The following is a 16,736-nucleotide window of genomic DNA, read 5'->3' as shown; positions in this document are numbered from 1 at the left end:
TTATTCTATGAGTAATACACGCTGATCCTAGCGATTGCGCATCACCCAGCTGCTCCCTAGGCTTCTGGGGAATCTTCCGACTGAGGTTCACTTCCAGCATTTTCAATCTCAGAATCTGTTGAAGCCTCTTCTTCCGAGATTTGATTATACCGTTCAATAAGCTCCCATAGTTCATCCTTGCCTAGTCCTATCTCCGAAGAAAAGGAAATAAAATTATCCCCAGGCAGCACACCAAGCTCCTGTTTCATGATCTTGATATGTTTGGGCCAACGGGTCTTGGGAATCTTGTCGGCTTTGGTTGCTACTACGCATAAAGGTAAATCGTAATGCTTCAGCCAATCAAACATCATCTTGTCATTACCGGTAGGCGGATGACGGAGGTCTACAATGAGCAGAACAAGCTTCAATGTGTCGCGCTCAGCCAGATATTTCTCCACCATCTTGCCCCAGGAGGCACGCTGCGTCTTCGATACCTTTGCATAGCCGTAACCAGGAAAATCAACAAAGTACATGCTGTCATTCACAAGATAATAGTTCATATGCTGCGTCTTACCCGGTGTGGAGCTGGTACGGGCCAGATTCTTACGGTTAATCATACGGTTGATGAGGGAAGATTTCCCGACGTTGGAGCGCCCTGCCAGAGCAATCTCCGGCAAGGCGTCAACAGGGTATTGATCAGGGCCTACGGCGCTGATGATAAATTCGGCATTGTTTACTTTCATAGGACTTCCTTTCTAATGCACACTACTCGGCGCTTCACTGCTGATTTCGTTGTGGTGCTCGACAAGCGCATGCTTCAGCACCTGATCCATATGGGAGACCGGCACGAACTCCACATCGTTGCGGACGCTCTCGGGAATCTCTTTCAGGTCACGCTCGTTGTCCTTCGGCAGAAGGATTTTTTTGTAACCAGCACGGTGGGCGGCTAGTGACTTCTCCTTCAATCCGCCAATCGGCAGAACCCGGCCGCGCAAAGTAATCTCGCCTGTCATTGCTACATCCTTGGAGACATAACGTTTCGTGAGTGCAGAGATCAGGGCTGTAGCAATGGTGATCCCTGCAGACGGGCCATCTTTGGGAATGGCACCTTCGGGAATATGAATGTGAATATCGTTCTTCTCATGAAAATCAGGTGCGAGTCCCAGCTCCTCGGCTTTGGAACGCGTATAGCTGAAGGCGGCCTGTGCCGATTCCTTCATCACATCGCCCAGCTGTCCGGTCAGGGTCAGCTTACCGGTTCCCTGAACTACCGTGACTTCGATCAGAAGTGTATCACCGCCAACCTCAGTCCAAGCAAGTCCGGTAACCGTACCGATCTGATCTTCGAGCTCCGCCATACCGTAGCGGTACTTCGAAGCACCCAGATAATCTTTGACCTCCGCCGGAAGAATACTCACTTGCTCCTTCTCACCGGATACAATCTGCTTCGCGGCCTTGCGGCACAATGCAGCAATCTGCTGTTCCAGATTACGTACCCCGGATTCACGGGTATACTCACGGATAATTTTCAGCAAGGTATCATCTTCAATAGACAGCTGTGCATCCTCCAGACCGTGGTTATTGCGCTGCTTCGGCAATAGGTAGCGGCTGGCAATCTGCAGCTTCTCCAGTTCCGTATAACCGGGAATGTATAACATCTCCATCCGGTCCAGCAACGGCCGCGGAATGTTATGCACCGTATTAGCCGTAGTCACGAACATGACGTTCGACAGGTCAAACGGCAGCTCGACGAAGTGGTCACTGAATGTATTATTCTGTTCAGGGTCGAGTACCTCAAGCAGTGCCGCCGAGGGATCACCGCGGAAATCAGCCGCCATTTTATCAATCTCATCCAGCAGAAATACAGGATTGATGCTGCCTGCGGTCTTCATCCCTTGAATGATCCGGCCTGGCATTGCCCCGACATAAGTTCGTCTATGGCCCCGGATCTCGGCTTCATCACGTACACCACCCAATGAAATACGCACAAATTTCCGGTTTAGTGAACGGGCGATGGAACGCGCGAGCGAGGTTTTACCTACACCCGGAGGACCTACCAGACAGAGAATCGGGCCTTTCAGCTTCTTGACCAGCTTCTGGACTGCCAAATACTCCAGTACACGCTCTTTCGGCTTCTCCAGACCATAATGGTCCTCATCCAGCACCTGCTCCGCCTTCAGAATATCAAGGTCATCTTCCGTAGACTCGCTCCACGGCAGACTTAGCAGCATATCGACATAATTGCGGATCACTCCGCCTTCAGCCGAGCTTGCCGGCATTTTCTCCAGTCGGTCAATCTCCTTCTCAATCTTTTCCTTCACGCGTTCAGGTAATTGCATCTCTTCCATCTGATTGCGCAATTCTTCTGCTTCGCCTGCCCGGCCTTCTTTCTCACCAAGCTCCTTCTGGATCGCTTTCATTTGCTCGCGAAGATAATATTCCTTCTGCGTCTTCTCCATCTGCTTCTTTACCCGCTGGTTGATCTTGCGTTCCAGCTCCAGCACTTCACGCTCATTGTTGAGGATATCCAGCAGCTTCTCCAGACGTTTGCTGACATCAATCGTCTCCAAGATTTCCTGCTTATCTTTTATCTTCAGCGCCAAGTGGCTCGTAATGACGTCAGCAAGCCGACCGGGTTCTTCGATATCGGAGACAGCAGCCAGTGTTTCCGGGGTGACTTTTTTGGAGAGAGTGATGTAATGCTCGAACTGGTTCAGCACGGTGCGCATCAAGGCATCACTCTGCTGGTCCACATCCTCTTCCTCCGGAAGCACGCGGGCCATGACCTCATAATACTCCTCATTATCCGTATAGTGAATAATTTCGGCGCGCTCTACACCCTCAACCAGCACACGGATCGTACCGTTAGGAAGCTTCAGCATCTGCCGCACATTAGCGACAGTACCCACCCGAAAAATATCTTCTTGTCCCGGCTCCTCAATATTCACTTCTGACTGTGAGCAGAGGAGAATCAGGTTATCTTCAACCATAGCTTTTTCCAGCGCCCGAACTGACTTCTCGCGTCCCACATCCAAGTGAAGAACCATGCTGGGATATACAAGAAGACCTCTAAGCGGTAATAAAGGAAAACGACGACCTTTGGCTTTACTTTGTATCATCGCTTTCGCACCTCCCATGGTTCTCAAGTAGTGTCATATATTTCATTCTAACAAAAGCGGCATCAAAACACCAACTAGGTGTACATTCCCGTAGCCCTCAGCCCCTACATCGCGCACTGCCAGACCTGGTTTATTATTCACTACATCTACCCTGAATATGTCCGCTCTGTCCTAATACAAAAAGCAGGCCCCCGACACACATCGCTTCGTGTGAAAAAGGCCTGCTGGATGGCTCCGGCGATCTACTAGGACCGATCAAACGTCTGGCTTTCCTTTTATACTGAGGATCAGCCCTTTGGACCGTCACCACTGGCATCTGCTTTTAACATGGATGGTGAAGCAGAGAATGTCTCCCCGGAGACTGCCGGCAGGCGTACATCCGCAGTGTCAGCCCCGAACAGGTGACGAAAAACCTCTTCAACGGTTTCCATTGGAATCACCCGCAGGGGCGCCAGATCAGCAAACAGCGACTGCCAGTTCTCTTTGGGAATCAGCACCGTGGTAGCCCCCGCCTGAAAGGCTGCTTCAACCTTGGCAATCACTCCGCCTACCGGCTTTACCCGCCCATGAATACCGATCTCTCCGGTAATAGCGACTTTATTGTCCACCGGCAGGTGCCTGATCGCAGAAACAATGGCCACCGCCATGGCCACCCCGGCAGAAGGGCCATCGATCGGTGTTCCTCCAGGGAAATTCACATGAAGATCATAACGGTCAGGCTCCAGGTTCATCATCCGGAGAACCGTCAGCACATTATCCACGGAGCCTTTGGCCATACTTTTGCGCCGAATGGTTCTTGAACCGCCCCGGGTTTCTTCTTCGTCAACCACTCCAGTAACATTAATTCTTCCCTGACCGTTCTTGGCTGGCGCTGCCGATACCTCAATCTCTAGCAGTGTGCCCATCCCTGGTCCGTATACAGCAAGCCCATTGACCAATCCAATCTGAGGCGAAGACGGAATCTTCCTTTCGGTACGCATAGGCAGCTGACTGCTGCTGGCCACCCATTCCACTTCTGCTGCACTCAGCGTATCCCGGCCTTCCGTTAATGCAAGTCCAGCAGCCAGTTGGATCATATTAACCGCTTCGCGTCCATTCGTGGCATATTGCTGTACTACCTCAATGGCTTCGGGACTTGGCTTAAGCCCGATCTTCTGGATCGCATCGCGACCGATAACAGCAATCTCTTCCGGCAGAAGCGGGCGGAAGTAGATCTCCATGCAGCGGGAACGCAGCGCTGGTGAAATTTCATCCGGTGATCGGGTTGTAGCACCTACCAGCCGGAAATCGGCCGGCAGGCCATTTTGAAAAATATCATGGATATACGCAGGCGTATTACTGTCTTCGGAGTTGTAATAAGCACTCTCCAGCAGCACCTTGCGGTCCTCCAGCACCTTAAGCAGCTTGTTCATCTGAATCGGATGAAGCTCACCGATCTCATCCAGGAACAGGATCCCGCCATGCGCTTTGGTTACAGCACCCGGCTTCGGCTGCGGCACACCGGCCACACCCATAGCTCCGGCACCTTGATAAATGGGATCATGCACCGAACCAATAAGCGGATCAGCAATCCCACGCTCATCAAACCGGGCAGTCGTAGCATCAATTTCTGTGAATTTCGCATCACTTTTAAAGGGCGAGAGCGCATTTTTCTTCGCTTCCTCCATAACCACACGCGCAGCGGCAGTCTTGCCGACGCCCGGTGGTCCATAAATGATAACATGCTGCGGGTTGGCACTGCATAGTGCAGCCTTCAATGCGCGCAGCCCGTCCTTCTGCCCGACAATATCTCCAATGGAGGCTGGCCGGGTTTTCTCTGATAGCGGCTTGGTGAGGGAAATCATCCGCATTTTGCGCAGCTTGTCGAGCTCCTTACGCGATTCGCGGTCCACCGCCGTTTTATTGGTCTTCTGTCCCCGCAGCAGATTCCAAAAATAAACGCCGATGACCAGCGCGAAAAAGAGCTGCACAATCATCAGCAATATACTTAATTCCATAGGTCATCCTCCTGTTCGCCATAGTCTACCTGTCCTGTATTTGGCTACTACTAGGTAGTATAGCCTTTTCGTTCATTCATAAACGCCCATGCGAGGGATTTATGGATGAACTGAAATAAACTGGCTCCTTAGGAAGACTGTACGCAGTACCATAGTTGCTGGATATACGCATGAAATTGAATCTGATGTGAGCGTGATGATGTAGCTTAGCCTTTGTAGAAATTCTGTATTTAGGATTGGAGCAATCTGGTTGAGATGTGTGGTTGAGATGTGTGGTCGAGATGTGTGGTTGAGATGTGCAGGGGTGCTCTGCGATTGGTTGAGCTAGCGTGTTGAGCTAGCGTGCTGAGCTAGCGTGCTGAAATTTGCATGTTGAAGTATACAGTTGAACTGTGCCAGGGAGGGTGAGCTATGCTAGACGCTCGATCTATACTTGCTGAACTGGCGAGATCGTGAATTCTATGCTTATCTTTTATCATTTAGAGGGAAATCCACCATGTAATTCAGTTGATCCCCTTAAACTTGAGCGAATAGAGGGATTTATACCCTGTAATTACTAAATAATATTCTAAAACCGAGCTTTCTTAGAGATTAGGTGGCGTAATTCCCCCTAATGGCAGAAAAATACTCAATTCAGCTAGTTTATAGGGGGAAAATCCCTTTATTCTACTCTTTTCAGCGCATAGATATATTTCTTTCAGCGCATAGAACTACTCATTTCAGAGCATAGATTTTCAGTAATCAACAATACTTTTGGGCTTGGGCTTGACTTATCTCAGTCCCAATAATCCAGAACGTTACGTACCAGCTCATATCGCACCTTTCGGATTCCAGCTCCACGAGTGACCGGATTAAGCCAGCCTTTTTCGCACAGCCTGTTAAGTGTAATCCGCACCGTTTTGGGGTCCAATGTAAAATATTGAGCAACATCCCGTGGGCGGACTGAACCCGAGTGACGAATCACAAACCGGATTATTTCCCTCTCGGCAAGCAAAGCTTTATTGACTGGTACTGCCGAGGTGATATATCTGCTTAACACCATGCGCAACAAGGTAATGCACAACTCAGGATGCCGCTCAACATCATCGTAGGCAAAAGACAGCACCTGATAACCCATGGCACATAGAAAAGTCTCCCGATTCAATTCATTGCTGTACTTGTGCCTATCCATCTCTTTGACATGGGATGTGTATCCTTTGATCTCAAAAAGTAATTTCACCGGCCCCGGCAGAAAGGCGAAGTCGGCAAAATAAGATCGCCCTCGCCAATCCATAACCTCGTATTCCGGATGCAGGTCACAGAAATTGCCGCGAAGCGGCCACCAAACATTCTGCAAAAATAATCCTTCTGCGTGTTGGTGCCCTCTCTCCAGTCTTCCTTTACGTTCCCCGGAACGGCAAGAAAGATGATACCGAATAAACTCCTCATGCACTCTCTCAAAATCTCTACCTGCGTTCACATTATTCCTCCTCAGAAATAAAAACGCCCCATCGCACCTCCGGATGATCCGGAGGAGGATGGGACGTTCTAGGCCACAAGCTTATATTCATTGCATAATAAAAGGACTCAACTTATAAGTTCGGTTGTGGAGCTAGCCCTGCTGCATGTTTACGTCCTGGAATTTCACCGGTTTGTTCAAAATGAACGACAATGGCATCAATTTCTTTCTTGAGCTCCGAAACCAGCTCCGCTTCAGGAACCTTGCGAATCATCTGGCCATAACGGAACAGCAGACCTTCTCCGCGCGCACCCGCAATCCCGATATCTGCCTCCCGGGCTTCACCTGGGCCGTTCACTGCACATCCCAGCACGGATACCTTGATCGGCACTTTGAGCTTGGAGATATACTCTTCCACTTCATTGGCGATGGAGAAAAGATCAATGTCCAGCCGGCCACAGGTTGGGCAGGAAATCAGCGTCGGAGCGTTGGAGATCAATCCGAAGGTCTTGAGCAGCTCCCGTGCCACCTTAACTTCTTCGACCGGATCGGCACTGAGCGAGATACGCACAGTGTTACCGATGCCCATGGAGAGTAGCGCACCGATCCCCGCAGAGCTCTTCACAGTGCCGGCAAACAACGTGCCCGACTCCGTAATTCCAAGATGGAGCGGGTATGGAATTACCTCTGCTGCTTGTCGGTAAGCTTCTATCGCCATTGGTACATCGGAGGCTTTGAGGGATACGATAATATCATGGAAATCGAGCTCTTCCAGAATACCAATATGATACAAAGCGCTCTCTACCATCGCTTCAGGAGTCGGATAGCCGTATTTCTCCAGGAGATGATTCTCCAGGGAACCTGCATTGACACCGATGCGGATCGGAATACCTTTGTCTTTACAAGCCTTAACTACAGCTTCGACTTTGTCACGTCGGCCTATGTTTCCCGGATTAATACGGACCTTGTCGATACCGTTCTCAATCGCAAGCAAGGCCAGCTTATAGTTGAAGTGAATATCTGCTACCAGCGGGATATGAATCCGTTGCTTGATCTCCTTGATGGCAGCCGCAGCTTCTTCATTATTGACCGTCACGCGCACAAGCTGACAACCTGCTTCCTCCAGCCGCAGAATCTCGGCTACAGTCGCTTCGACATCAGCTGTTTTGGTTGTACACATGCTTTGAATAGCAACCTCGTTATTTCCCCCAATAATTACTCCGCCAACATTGACGGGACGGGTCTGGTGTCTCAAGAACATGGTTTTCTCCCCCATAACGATCAAAGCTCCACCCTCCCTGCGCCATATAGGCGGTTGTAAGGTGGAGACAATGACATGTATTATTAATCACTTATATGGCTAAGGAATGCACTTAGGCGCTTTCCTCTTTTTTCTTGTCTTTCTTCAGGCTCAGCTCAGGCAGCGACTTTTCTTGTACGACCTGCTCTGTAATGACACAATCTTTGATATCATCCCGTGAAGGAACCTCATACATTACATCAAGCATAATGCTCTCAATAATGGCACGCAGTCCACGCGCTCCTGTGTTGCGTTTGATCGCTTCCTTGGCGATCGCTTCCAGAGCGAGCGGCTCAAACTTGAGTGCTACGTTGTCCATTTCCAACAGCTTGATATACTGCTTGGTGAGGGCATTCTTCGGTTCGGACAAAATGCGAACCAGCGTGTTCTCATCAAGCGGTTCCAGAGTCGAGATAACCGGCAAACGGCCGACAAACTCAGGAATGAGACCGAACTTGAGCAGGTCTTCTGGCAATACCATCGACAGATATTCGCCTGCTTTCAGATCTTTCTGCCCTTCAACCGCTGCATTGAAGCCGATGACTTTTTTACCGATACGGCGTTTGATCATTTGTTCCAGACCGTCAAAAGCACCGCCAACGATGAACAGAATGTTCGTAGTATCGATCTGGATAAATTCCTGATGCGGATGCTTGCGCCCGCCCTGTGGTGGAACAGAAGCAACAGTACCTTCAAGAATCTTCAGCAATGCCTGCTGTACACCTTCACCGGAAACGTCACGGGTAATGGACGGATTCTCGGATTTACGTGCTACCTTATCAATTTCATCGATATAGATAATGCCGCGTTCCGCTTTTTCCACATCGTAATCGGCAGCCTGAATCAGCTTTAGCAGGATATTCTCGACATCCTCACCAACATAACCCGCTTCCGTAAGAGAGGTGGCATCTGCAATAGCAAAAGGAACGTTAATAATCTTAGCCATAGTCTGAGCCAAGAGTGTCTTACCAGAACCTGTAGGACCCAGAAGCAGAATATTGCTCTTCGTCAGTTCAACATCTTCAATCTTACTCTGGCTATTGACACGTTTGTAGTGATTATACACGGCAACAGAGAGTGATTTCTTCGCTTGCTCCTGACCAATGACGTACTGATCAAGTATGTCACGGATTTCCTTCGGTTTCGGAATATCCTTCAGATCCAGCTCTTCCTCATGGCCGAGCTCCTCTTCCACGATTTCCGTGCATAGCTCGATGCATTCATCACATATATAAACGCCAGGTCCTGCTACAAGCTTGCGAACCTGCTCTTGAGATTTGCCGCAAAAAGAACATTTCAATTGCCCTTTTTCATCATTAAATTTAAACATCTAACCACCCCTTTAAGATTTGATCGGTGAAGAGAGCACCTGGTCAATAAGCCCGTATTCCTTCGCTTCTTCCGCGGTCATAAAATTGTCGCGGTCTGTATCCCGTTCGATTTTTTCAAGGGGTTGACCTGTGCGATCCACATATATTTGATTCAATTTCTGTCTCGTTTTGAGAATCCAGTCGGTATGAATCCAGATATCGGATGCCTGCCCTTGAACGCCGCCGAGCGGTTGGTGAATCATTACTTCGCTGTTAGTCAGCGCGAATCTTTTGCCTGGAGCCCCTGCAGTAAGCAACAGCGATCCCATACTTGCCGCCATGCCCACGCAGATCGTCGAGACATCCGGTTTGATGTATTGCATCGTATCATATATACCCATGCCGGCTGTCACAGAACCACCGGGCGAGTTGAGGTACAGGTGAATGTCTTTTTCGGGGTCGTCTGCTGCCAGGAACAGCAATTGGGCAATGACCAGATTGGCGACATCATCGTCAATCGCACTGCTCAGGAAAATGATGCGGTCCTTCAGCAATCTGGAATAGATATCGTATGACCGTTCTCCCCGACTTGTTGATTCTACAACCATTGGTACCAGACTCATGCCACCAACCTCTTTTCTCTGTACAGATTAGTCTTTCCGTTTCAAAAATATTTTAACACGTTCAAGGCGCTATGTCATTTTTTCACTGCGGCAGATATCGCATTGTTCATGTGCATGCCATTATAGCGCAAATCCCATGAGAATGCCAATTCCTGACTGTGATTATGTATAGGATATATACCTCCACCGATAAAAATAAGACACGTAACAGACATTACGTGCCTTATCTATGTTTATGGAGGCCGCCTTGCTTGGCCGTTCTAGTTGGAATGCAGCCCTCAAAAATGATTACTCAGCGCTAGCTTCTTCTTTAGCTTCTTCAGCTACAGCCGGAGCTTCAACTTCTACACTGTTCTCCACAAGGAAATCAATAGTCTTGCGCAGCGAAATCTCATCGTTCAGGCTGCTCAGTGAACCATTGGCCGCAAGAATGCTGCGGATTTCTTCAGGAGTACGTTTGAAGGATTCAGCCATGGTAGCGAGTTCTGCTGTAACTTCTTCTTCAGAAACTTCAATATTTTCGGTCTTGGCAATTACTTCAAGAACCAGATTGTTGCGCACACGTTTTTCGGCGTCGCCCTTCATCTGAAGCTCGAGATCTTCACGAGTCTGGCCGGAGAAGCTTAGGAACATGTCCATGTTCATGCCTTGCTGACGAAGACGGTTATCGAAATCGCGAACCATGTTCGCTACTTCACTTGCGATCATTGCGTCAGGAATTTCAACATCAGCATTGGCTGCTGCTGCGTCAACTACTGCAGTTTCACGAACGCCTTTGAGTTCTTCCTGTTTGCGGGATTCCAGCTGTGCCTTCAAATCCGCCTTGTATTCTTCAAGAGTATCAAATTCACTTACATCCTTAGCGAATTCATCGTCCAGAGCAGGAAGCTCTTTGCGTTTGATTTCATGCAGCTTCACTTTGAATACTGCTGCTTTGCCAGCAAGGTTCTCAGCGTGGTAAGCCTCAGGGAATGTTACTTCAACATCTTTGAAGTCCCCAGTAGACATGCCTACTACTTGTTCTTCAAATCCTGGAATGAAGGAATTGCTTCCCAGTTCCAGCGAATGACGCTCAGCTTTGCCGCCTTCGAATGGCACGCCATCTACAGATCCGTCAAAGTCGATCACTGTGATGTCGCCGTTAGCTGCTGGTGCATCTTCAACAACAACAAGCTCAGCATGACGTTCTTGCAGACGTTTCAGTTCAGCATCCAGCTCTTCATCAGTAACTTCAGCCTTCTGTACTGGAACTTCTACGCCTTTGTATTGACCCAGAGTTACTTCTGGTTTAACAGTAACTTTTGCTTTGAAAATGAACGGCTGGCCTTTGGCGAATTGCTCGATATCCACTTCAGGACGGTCTACAGGGAAGATATCGGTTTCCTCAACCGCTTCACCATAAGCTTCAGGAAGAAGAATGTCGATAGCATCTTGATAAAGGCTTTCTACACCAAAACGGGATTCAAAAATCGGCCGCGGTACTTTACCTTTACGGAAACCAGGTACGTTCGCTTTCTTAACTACTTTATTAAAAGCTTTGTCGAGTGCTGCAGCTACACGTTCTGCTTCTACTTCGACTTCAAGAACTCCAAGGTTCTTCTCTATTTTTTCCCAGGTTGCTTTCATATTATACTTTTCCCTCCAAAAATAGGTTACATGTTTTCTTAAAAATAATCACGCAATTCACGCACAGAATAACCATTATATTATATACAACATTACTCTATTTATCAAGTAGAGAACTCTTTACAAATCCTTTGAGAGAGCGGTATGCCCCTTCGAATTGAAAGCGCATGCTGCCTGTGATCCCGTACATGGCCCGTGTTTCTTCCTCCTGGCGGGTTCCGTTCAAGCTCTCGGACACCATCTGATGGAGCGCACCTGCCCAAATGTCGAGCTGAGCGTCCTCCCCCATGAGCAGTTTAAGGTATTCCTCTGAGCCATAAATCGACATCATGAACTGGCCCCACAGTTCTTGTGCAAAATAATACAGTGTCGGCTCATGCACCTCAGCTTGCTCAGCAACCCGTTCAAGCACCTGGCTCACCTCCGGCGGGAACTCTTCATTAGACAGAGGCACCGTATCGATCTCAACATAGGACATTTCACCTGAGCGCGGCAACCCGACAGTACCTTGTGCTCCTCGTCGTCGCAGTGTTTGCAAAGCCCTGAACTGCAGCAACGGATGAACCGCCGTCTGCTCCAGCCAACTGATCAGCGAATCATCAATATGACTGCCCTCCAGATAAGACAACTGCTCCAGCGCGAGGATCGTCGACTCCGACAAAGGCTCGTGCATTATCTTCTGCAGGAGTTTGTTAGGATAATCCGCATCTTCTTCGAGTTTGGATTTTGCCAGAATGCGGGCCATGTCTTCTTCCTTCAGATCCTGCTCACCGGCCAAAAGCTCTGTGTGCTCATCTCCGTTCTGTGCTGCATAGGGGAAGGCCGCCTCCAGCCATTCCAAAAGCGACTGCCATTCTTCGTAGTGCCGCTCTTCCTGTCCCTGGCATTGCAGTAGAAACCTCAGCAGTTCCATCGCTTCCCCGTAACGTTCACTCTCCAGCATTACCGTCAACTGGATCTGATAATAATCCAATGTCTTCGGAAACAGCACGATATTCTCTTTGGCGGGGGAATTCGAATGATTAATGAGGGCACCTCCTTTTCTCCGAACCATGATCATTTGTAGATTATAGCATATCCCACTGCGGTTTCAAAAAAACAAGTTGAAAAAGTTATCTATATATGATAACATAATTTTTGCTTGCTTTTCAGTCTTATCTCATGTCCCGGTAGCTCAGCCGGATAGAGCATGCGCCTTCTAAGCGCACGGTCGGGGGTTCGAATCCCTTCCGGGACGTCATACAACAGCCTCCCTTCGGGGAGGCTGTTTGTGCGTCCGGGGGATGAGAAGCCGGAGACGGGTTCGTTGGATACGCTTCGGGAGCATACGCTTCGCAATCAGCCGGGTTTCGGCTGTATCCCTTCCGGGACGTCATACAACAGCCTCCCTTCGGGGAGGCTGTTTGTGCGTCCGGGCTTTCATCCAGACTCCATCTGTAATTTCAACTTTCGCACGGTTTCGGCGTCAAAGTTCATGTTCTCTATAGGCTCGGTAATGTCGGTTGTATAGCGGTCAACGGTGATTTTACCAAAGTACATCTTGCGCACGGTGATGCTGTTCTTGGCCTTAAGCAGGGACTGCGCCCCGCTCTCACCTCCAACATAATAAGCAGAAATGTGGCCACCTGCCTCCAGTTTGGAGCCGCGGCAGACGGAAAATGTTTTTAAAAACATAATATTCCCAGAGGAAAAAAGCTCGCTCTGCACAATTCCGTCTCTATGGATCAGAATATCTCCATTCGATTTCAGTGTGCTGTTCTGGCATTTGCCGATATTGACCTCCACTTTGGACTCCTGCATCTGCGCCACACCAGAATGCAGCTCTTCGAGCATTCCGATCACCCCGCCCAGTGAGGCATCAGTGATGAACTCCACCAGTTGCACCGGCTTAAGAAACAGGTTCAGGAAATGAAGTGTCTGTCCTAAATCCTGATGATAATTAGCCTGAACGGTTGTCAGTACGGAGAGCAAATCCTTGATGATCTGCGGAATCTTCTGAAATTTACTCTCCAGTAGCAGGAGAACGGCTTGTCCGTATTTCACGCTTTGATTGCGGCTCTGCACCGCCTGATTCAGAAGGCGGACCGCTTTTTGCAGATTTCTGCCCTCATCAATCAGCTGTTTGGAGCAATTGTAGATCCGGTTGTACATTACACCAAAGTATCCCGAATACAGATTGCTGTTAACCACATTTCCTTTAACCATAATACTGCCGGTAGCAGTAATTGTAGAATTATAAATGCTCCCGGCCACATAAACATTGCCCAGAGACTCAATAATCATATTGTCTTCGACATCTCCGCGAATCACGATATCTCCTGAAAATACGATATTGCCTGATTTGATGTTCACATTGCCGGGAACCATGTAGGTGGTGCAGATATCGAAACTTTTTATTTTGTCGCCTGTGACTCTCGGCCTTCCTTCATACAGCGCGCGCACCTCGTCATTGATCAGCAGCACGGTGTTATTTCTTGCGAGCACAGTAATGTCATTCGGGGGAGGCGGATAGAGAATTTCACCGTAGACATCATAACCTGGAATCCCTTCGACAATCGGAGTTTTGCGGGCGATGACCTGGCCTCTGATCGCTGACGGGATCCGAAGGTGACTACGGTAGTCTACCTGGCCTTCAATTTCATTAAATTCATTTTCGATGGTTTCGGAAAAGAACAAATCCAAACGTGCATTTTCCCCGGGTACAGCCGCTCTTCCTTTGGATGCAGGAATGGGCTGATACGTAGGATTCTGCAGTTCTCCATGTATGCCGGAAATATTCAGATTCTGAATGATTCCACGCTGCTCGAAATCGGCAATAATCTGATTCAGCCCCAGTTGACCCGTTACTGTCTCCACATCAATAGAAGCATCTACTTTAACTTCACTCGAAGAATTTTGATTGTTAAGTCTCCAGCGAAACTTCTTTGGGGAATATAAAGTAAAAAAAGCCATCAGCCGGTCTTCTGAAATTGTAATTGCATATAAAGGAGGCTCAACCAGCTCCCAATCGATAATATCCTTTGATGTAACAGGTGTCGGCCCTTCAATGACTTGTCCATTGACATGAATCACTACAGGAAGAACGGCCGAGATCACGGCCGGTAATCCGCCGGGTAGCGGATCCTGAACGAAGATTTTATCTGCTCTTACTAACAGGCGCCCGAAAAGATCATCATCCTGAGCCCCGTCAGTTCTAAACGTATCTTCAACAATATAATCGTGTTCTCCATCATTCTGTGTAAGCTCCAGCATGTTGATGAGCTTGTTCAGCTCTTGCTCAGACATTCGCTCGGGCATTTTAGGCACCTCCTGATAAGGCACAATTTCTTAGTGGGCAGTTTGCATGAAAATGGAACTGCTTTCATTTTAGTATTATTAACAATTTTAAGCAATTATCAATTGGGCACAAGCAAAAACGGATCCCCTCCTTAACCCAGGCTGGCATCCGTTTCTGTATAATATAAAGATCTTCAGCTACTTAACGTCCCCGGCGGCGTCCGAGCCACAGCGGGAACCGGAAAATGAAATTAATCAGCAGCACCACAAACACAAGCACGGCTGCAGACTTGTCGGCGATCTGCCGTGCATCCTCAACAATAGCCTCTGACTGTACATACCACAGATGAACAGCCAGTGTCTCGCCTGGTGAGAACAGATTGAAATCCCACATTTCCCCGGAAGTGCTGAGGCCCGCAGTCAGAATAATAACTGCAGACTCCCCGAAGGCGCGTCCTGCCACCAGGCAGACGCCGGTCACAATTGCCGGCATAGCTACCGGCAGCACTACCTTACGGATGACATGGAACTTAGTCATTCCGAGGGCGTAGCCGGCTTCACGGATCTCTCCTGGAACAGAGCGAACCGCTTCCTCCGTAACACGGGCCAGCATCGGCAGATTAAGCAGCGCCAAGCTGACGCCACCGCCGAGAATGGTCAGTCCGACATCGAAGTATTCGGCAAAAACTGCAAGACCCAGCAGCCCGAATACAATTGAAGGCACCGAGGATAGCGACTCCACGCAGATACGCAGTGCACCGGTGAACCGGTTATCCGGCGCATATTCTGCCATATAAATCCCGGCACCGATACCAATCGGAATAGAAATCAGCAGCGAGATGAACAGAATATAGAAGGAGTTGAATAATACCGGTCCAATACCGCCTCCGGCATCGATTTCTTCCGGCTGCTTGATGAGGAAGTCTGGTCTAAGCGAAGGCAGGCCTTTGCTCAGTATGGTGAAGAGCAGCCAGAAAATCAGCAGCATGACCAGAGCGCCCAGTGTGTAAAAGGCAATAGTGGCGATTTTGTTGTTCCGTTGCGAACGGGCCGTATGGCGTGTTCGGGTGAAATTCATGCTGCATCCCTCCTGTTACGGCCTAAAATCCGGATGATAAGGATCAGCACAAACGAAATCAACAATAGGAGAAATGCCATCATGTGCAGCGCATAGTTCCAGGTGGAGTCAAATTCCACATTGGAGATCTGCATCACGATATTACTGGTCAGTACGGATGAAGGGGTGAACAGGGTTTTGGCCAACTGCGGCGTGTTGCCGATCACCATCACAACCGCCATCGTCTCTCCGACCGCGCGGGTCATGCCCAGAATAATTGCCGAGATAATCCCTCTGCTGGCTGCAGGCAGAACTACACGCATAATCACCTGCAGGCGGGTGGAGCCGAGGGCGTAAGCTGCATCCCGGTATTTGCCGGGAACAGCAATGATTGCATCATCACTGATCCGGCAAATGGTCGGTAGCACCATCAGGGCAAGGACAAGTGCAGCGGCAAGCAGACCGTCTCCCAGTCCTTCACCGCTGACTCTGCGCAGAAAAGGTAACAGCACGGTAAGCCCCAGATAACCATATACAATAGAAGGAATCCCCACAAGCAAATCCAGTACCGGCCGGATGAAGCTCTTGAGCCATTTCGGAGCAATCTCCGCACACAGCACAGCCATTCCAACCGAGATAGGTACAGCAATGAGCAGTGTCAACGCCGTCAGTGATAATGTATTTACAATAAAGGCAGCGGCGCCAAAGGCTTCCTCTTCCGGACTCCAGTTGAATGAGAAGAAGAACTCAAGCGGCGAGAGATGAGCGAACAGAAGCAGCGCCGTTTTGCCGATGAATACAATGACAAGTCCGAGCACCAGACAAAGTGCAAGGATACTGAATAAAAAATAATAACGGAACATGGTGTTGCTGAATAAATGCCTGTTGTGGCGTTTGGTGCTTAAGCCGCCTTCTGAAAGACTGCTATTCTGTGCCCGCGATGCCAGGTCCTGGACCGGTGCCCCCATACTTTCCCTCCTGTAAGCGGCCACCTCCGCATATACTCCGGAG

12 protein-coding genes and 1 tRNA gene are annotated in these 16,736 nt (G+C 49.1%); 1 reads left to right on the top strand and 12 read right to left on the bottom strand.

Going from position 1 to position 16,736, the window contains the following annotated elements:
- Positions 1-56: 56 nt before the first annotated feature.
- From yihA to ACAN54_RS20655, 9 genes are all read right to left on the bottom strand, one after another.
- Positions 57-722, bottom strand: a complete 666-nt coding sequence (yihA, locus tag ACAN54_RS20695; RefSeq protein WP_379159719.1) for a ribosome biogenesis GTP-binding protein YihA/YsxC — start codon at positions 720-722, stop codon at positions 57-59.
- A 12-nt stretch (positions 723-734) separates the two neighbouring features.
- Positions 735-3,098, bottom strand: a complete 2,364-nt coding sequence (gene lon / locus ACAN54_RS20690) for an endopeptidase La (protein ID WP_379159714.1) — start codon at positions 3,096-3,098, stop codon at positions 735-737.
- A 287-nt stretch (positions 3,099-3,385) separates the two neighbouring features.
- On the bottom strand, positions 3,386-5,095 hold the full coding sequence (lonB, locus tag ACAN54_RS20685; RefSeq protein WP_379159711.1) for an ATP-dependent protease LonB: 1,710 nt from the start codon (positions 5,093-5,095) through the stop codon (positions 3,386-3,388).
- 775 nt (positions 5,096-5,870) lie between these two features.
- Complete coding sequence (locus tag ACAN54_RS20680; protein WP_379159708.1) at positions 5,871-6,554, bottom strand: hypothetical protein; 684 nt, start codon at positions 6,552-6,554, stop codon at positions 5,871-5,873.
- 112 nt (positions 6,555-6,666) lie between these two features.
- Positions 6,667-7,794: a flavodoxin-dependent (E)-4-hydroxy-3-methylbut-2-enyl-diphosphate synthase gene (gene ispG, locus ACAN54_RS20675; RefSeq protein ID WP_379159889.1), complete on the bottom strand. Its 1,128-nt coding sequence runs from the start codon at positions 7,792-7,794 to the stop codon at positions 6,667-6,669.
- Positions 7,795-7,906: 112 nt separating this feature from the next.
- Complete coding sequence (clpX, locus tag ACAN54_RS20670) at positions 7,907-9,163, bottom strand: ATP-dependent protease ATP-binding subunit ClpX (RefSeq protein WP_379159705.1); 1,257 nt, start codon at positions 9,161-9,163, stop codon at positions 7,907-7,909.
- A 12-nt stretch (positions 9,164-9,175) separates the two neighbouring features.
- A complete protein-coding gene (gene clpP / locus ACAN54_RS20665; RefSeq protein WP_379159702.1) occupies positions 9,176-9,766 on the bottom strand; it encodes an ATP-dependent Clp endopeptidase proteolytic subunit ClpP in 591 nt (196 codons plus the stop codon).
- Positions 9,767-10,054: 288 nt separating this feature from the next.
- On the bottom strand, positions 10,055-11,392 hold the full coding sequence (gene tig, locus ACAN54_RS20660; protein ID WP_379159698.1) for a trigger factor: 1,338 nt from the start codon (positions 11,390-11,392) through the stop codon (positions 10,055-10,057).
- Positions 11,393-11,489: 97 nt separating this feature from the next.
- Positions 11,490-12,446, bottom strand: coding sequence for a hypothetical protein (locus tag ACAN54_RS20655; protein WP_379159695.1), 957 nt, complete (start codon positions 12,444-12,446; stop codon positions 11,490-11,492).
- Between the two features lie 109 nt (positions 12,447-12,555).
- On the opposite strand from ACAN54_RS20655, the gene ACAN54_RS20650 reads away from it, so the two are divergent.
- A tRNA-Arg gene (locus tag ACAN54_RS20650) sits at positions 12,556-12,629 on the top strand.
- 182 nt (positions 12,630-12,811) lie between these two features.
- On the opposite strand, the gene ACAN54_RS20645 is transcribed toward ACAN54_RS20650, so the two are convergent.
- The 3 genes from ACAN54_RS20645 to pstC form a co-directional block, all read right to left on the bottom strand.
- Complete coding sequence (locus ACAN54_RS20645) at positions 12,812-14,689, bottom strand: flagellar assembly protein A (RefSeq protein ID WP_379159692.1); 1,878 nt, start codon at positions 14,687-14,689, stop codon at positions 12,812-12,814.
- Between the two features lie 181 nt (positions 14,690-14,870).
- Positions 14,871-15,746, bottom strand: coding sequence for a phosphate ABC transporter permease PstA (gene pstA / locus ACAN54_RS20640; RefSeq protein ID WP_379159689.1), 876 nt, complete (start codon positions 15,744-15,746; stop codon positions 14,871-14,873).
- Positions 15,743-16,693 carry a phosphate ABC transporter permease subunit PstC gene (gene pstC / locus ACAN54_RS20635; RefSeq protein WP_379159686.1) on the bottom strand — a complete coding sequence of 317 codons (951 nt, stop codon included), beginning with the start codon at positions 16,691-16,693 and terminating at the stop codon, positions 15,743-15,745. Before pstC ends, pstA begins: the two co-directional genes overlap by 4 nt.
- Between the last annotated feature and the right edge of the window lie 43 nt (positions 16,694-16,736).

This window comes from Paenibacillus diazotrophicus, from assembly GCF_042610465.1.
The sequence above is the reverse complement of the archived record's forward strand: the minus strand, read 5'-3'. Positions and strand labels throughout refer to the sequence as shown.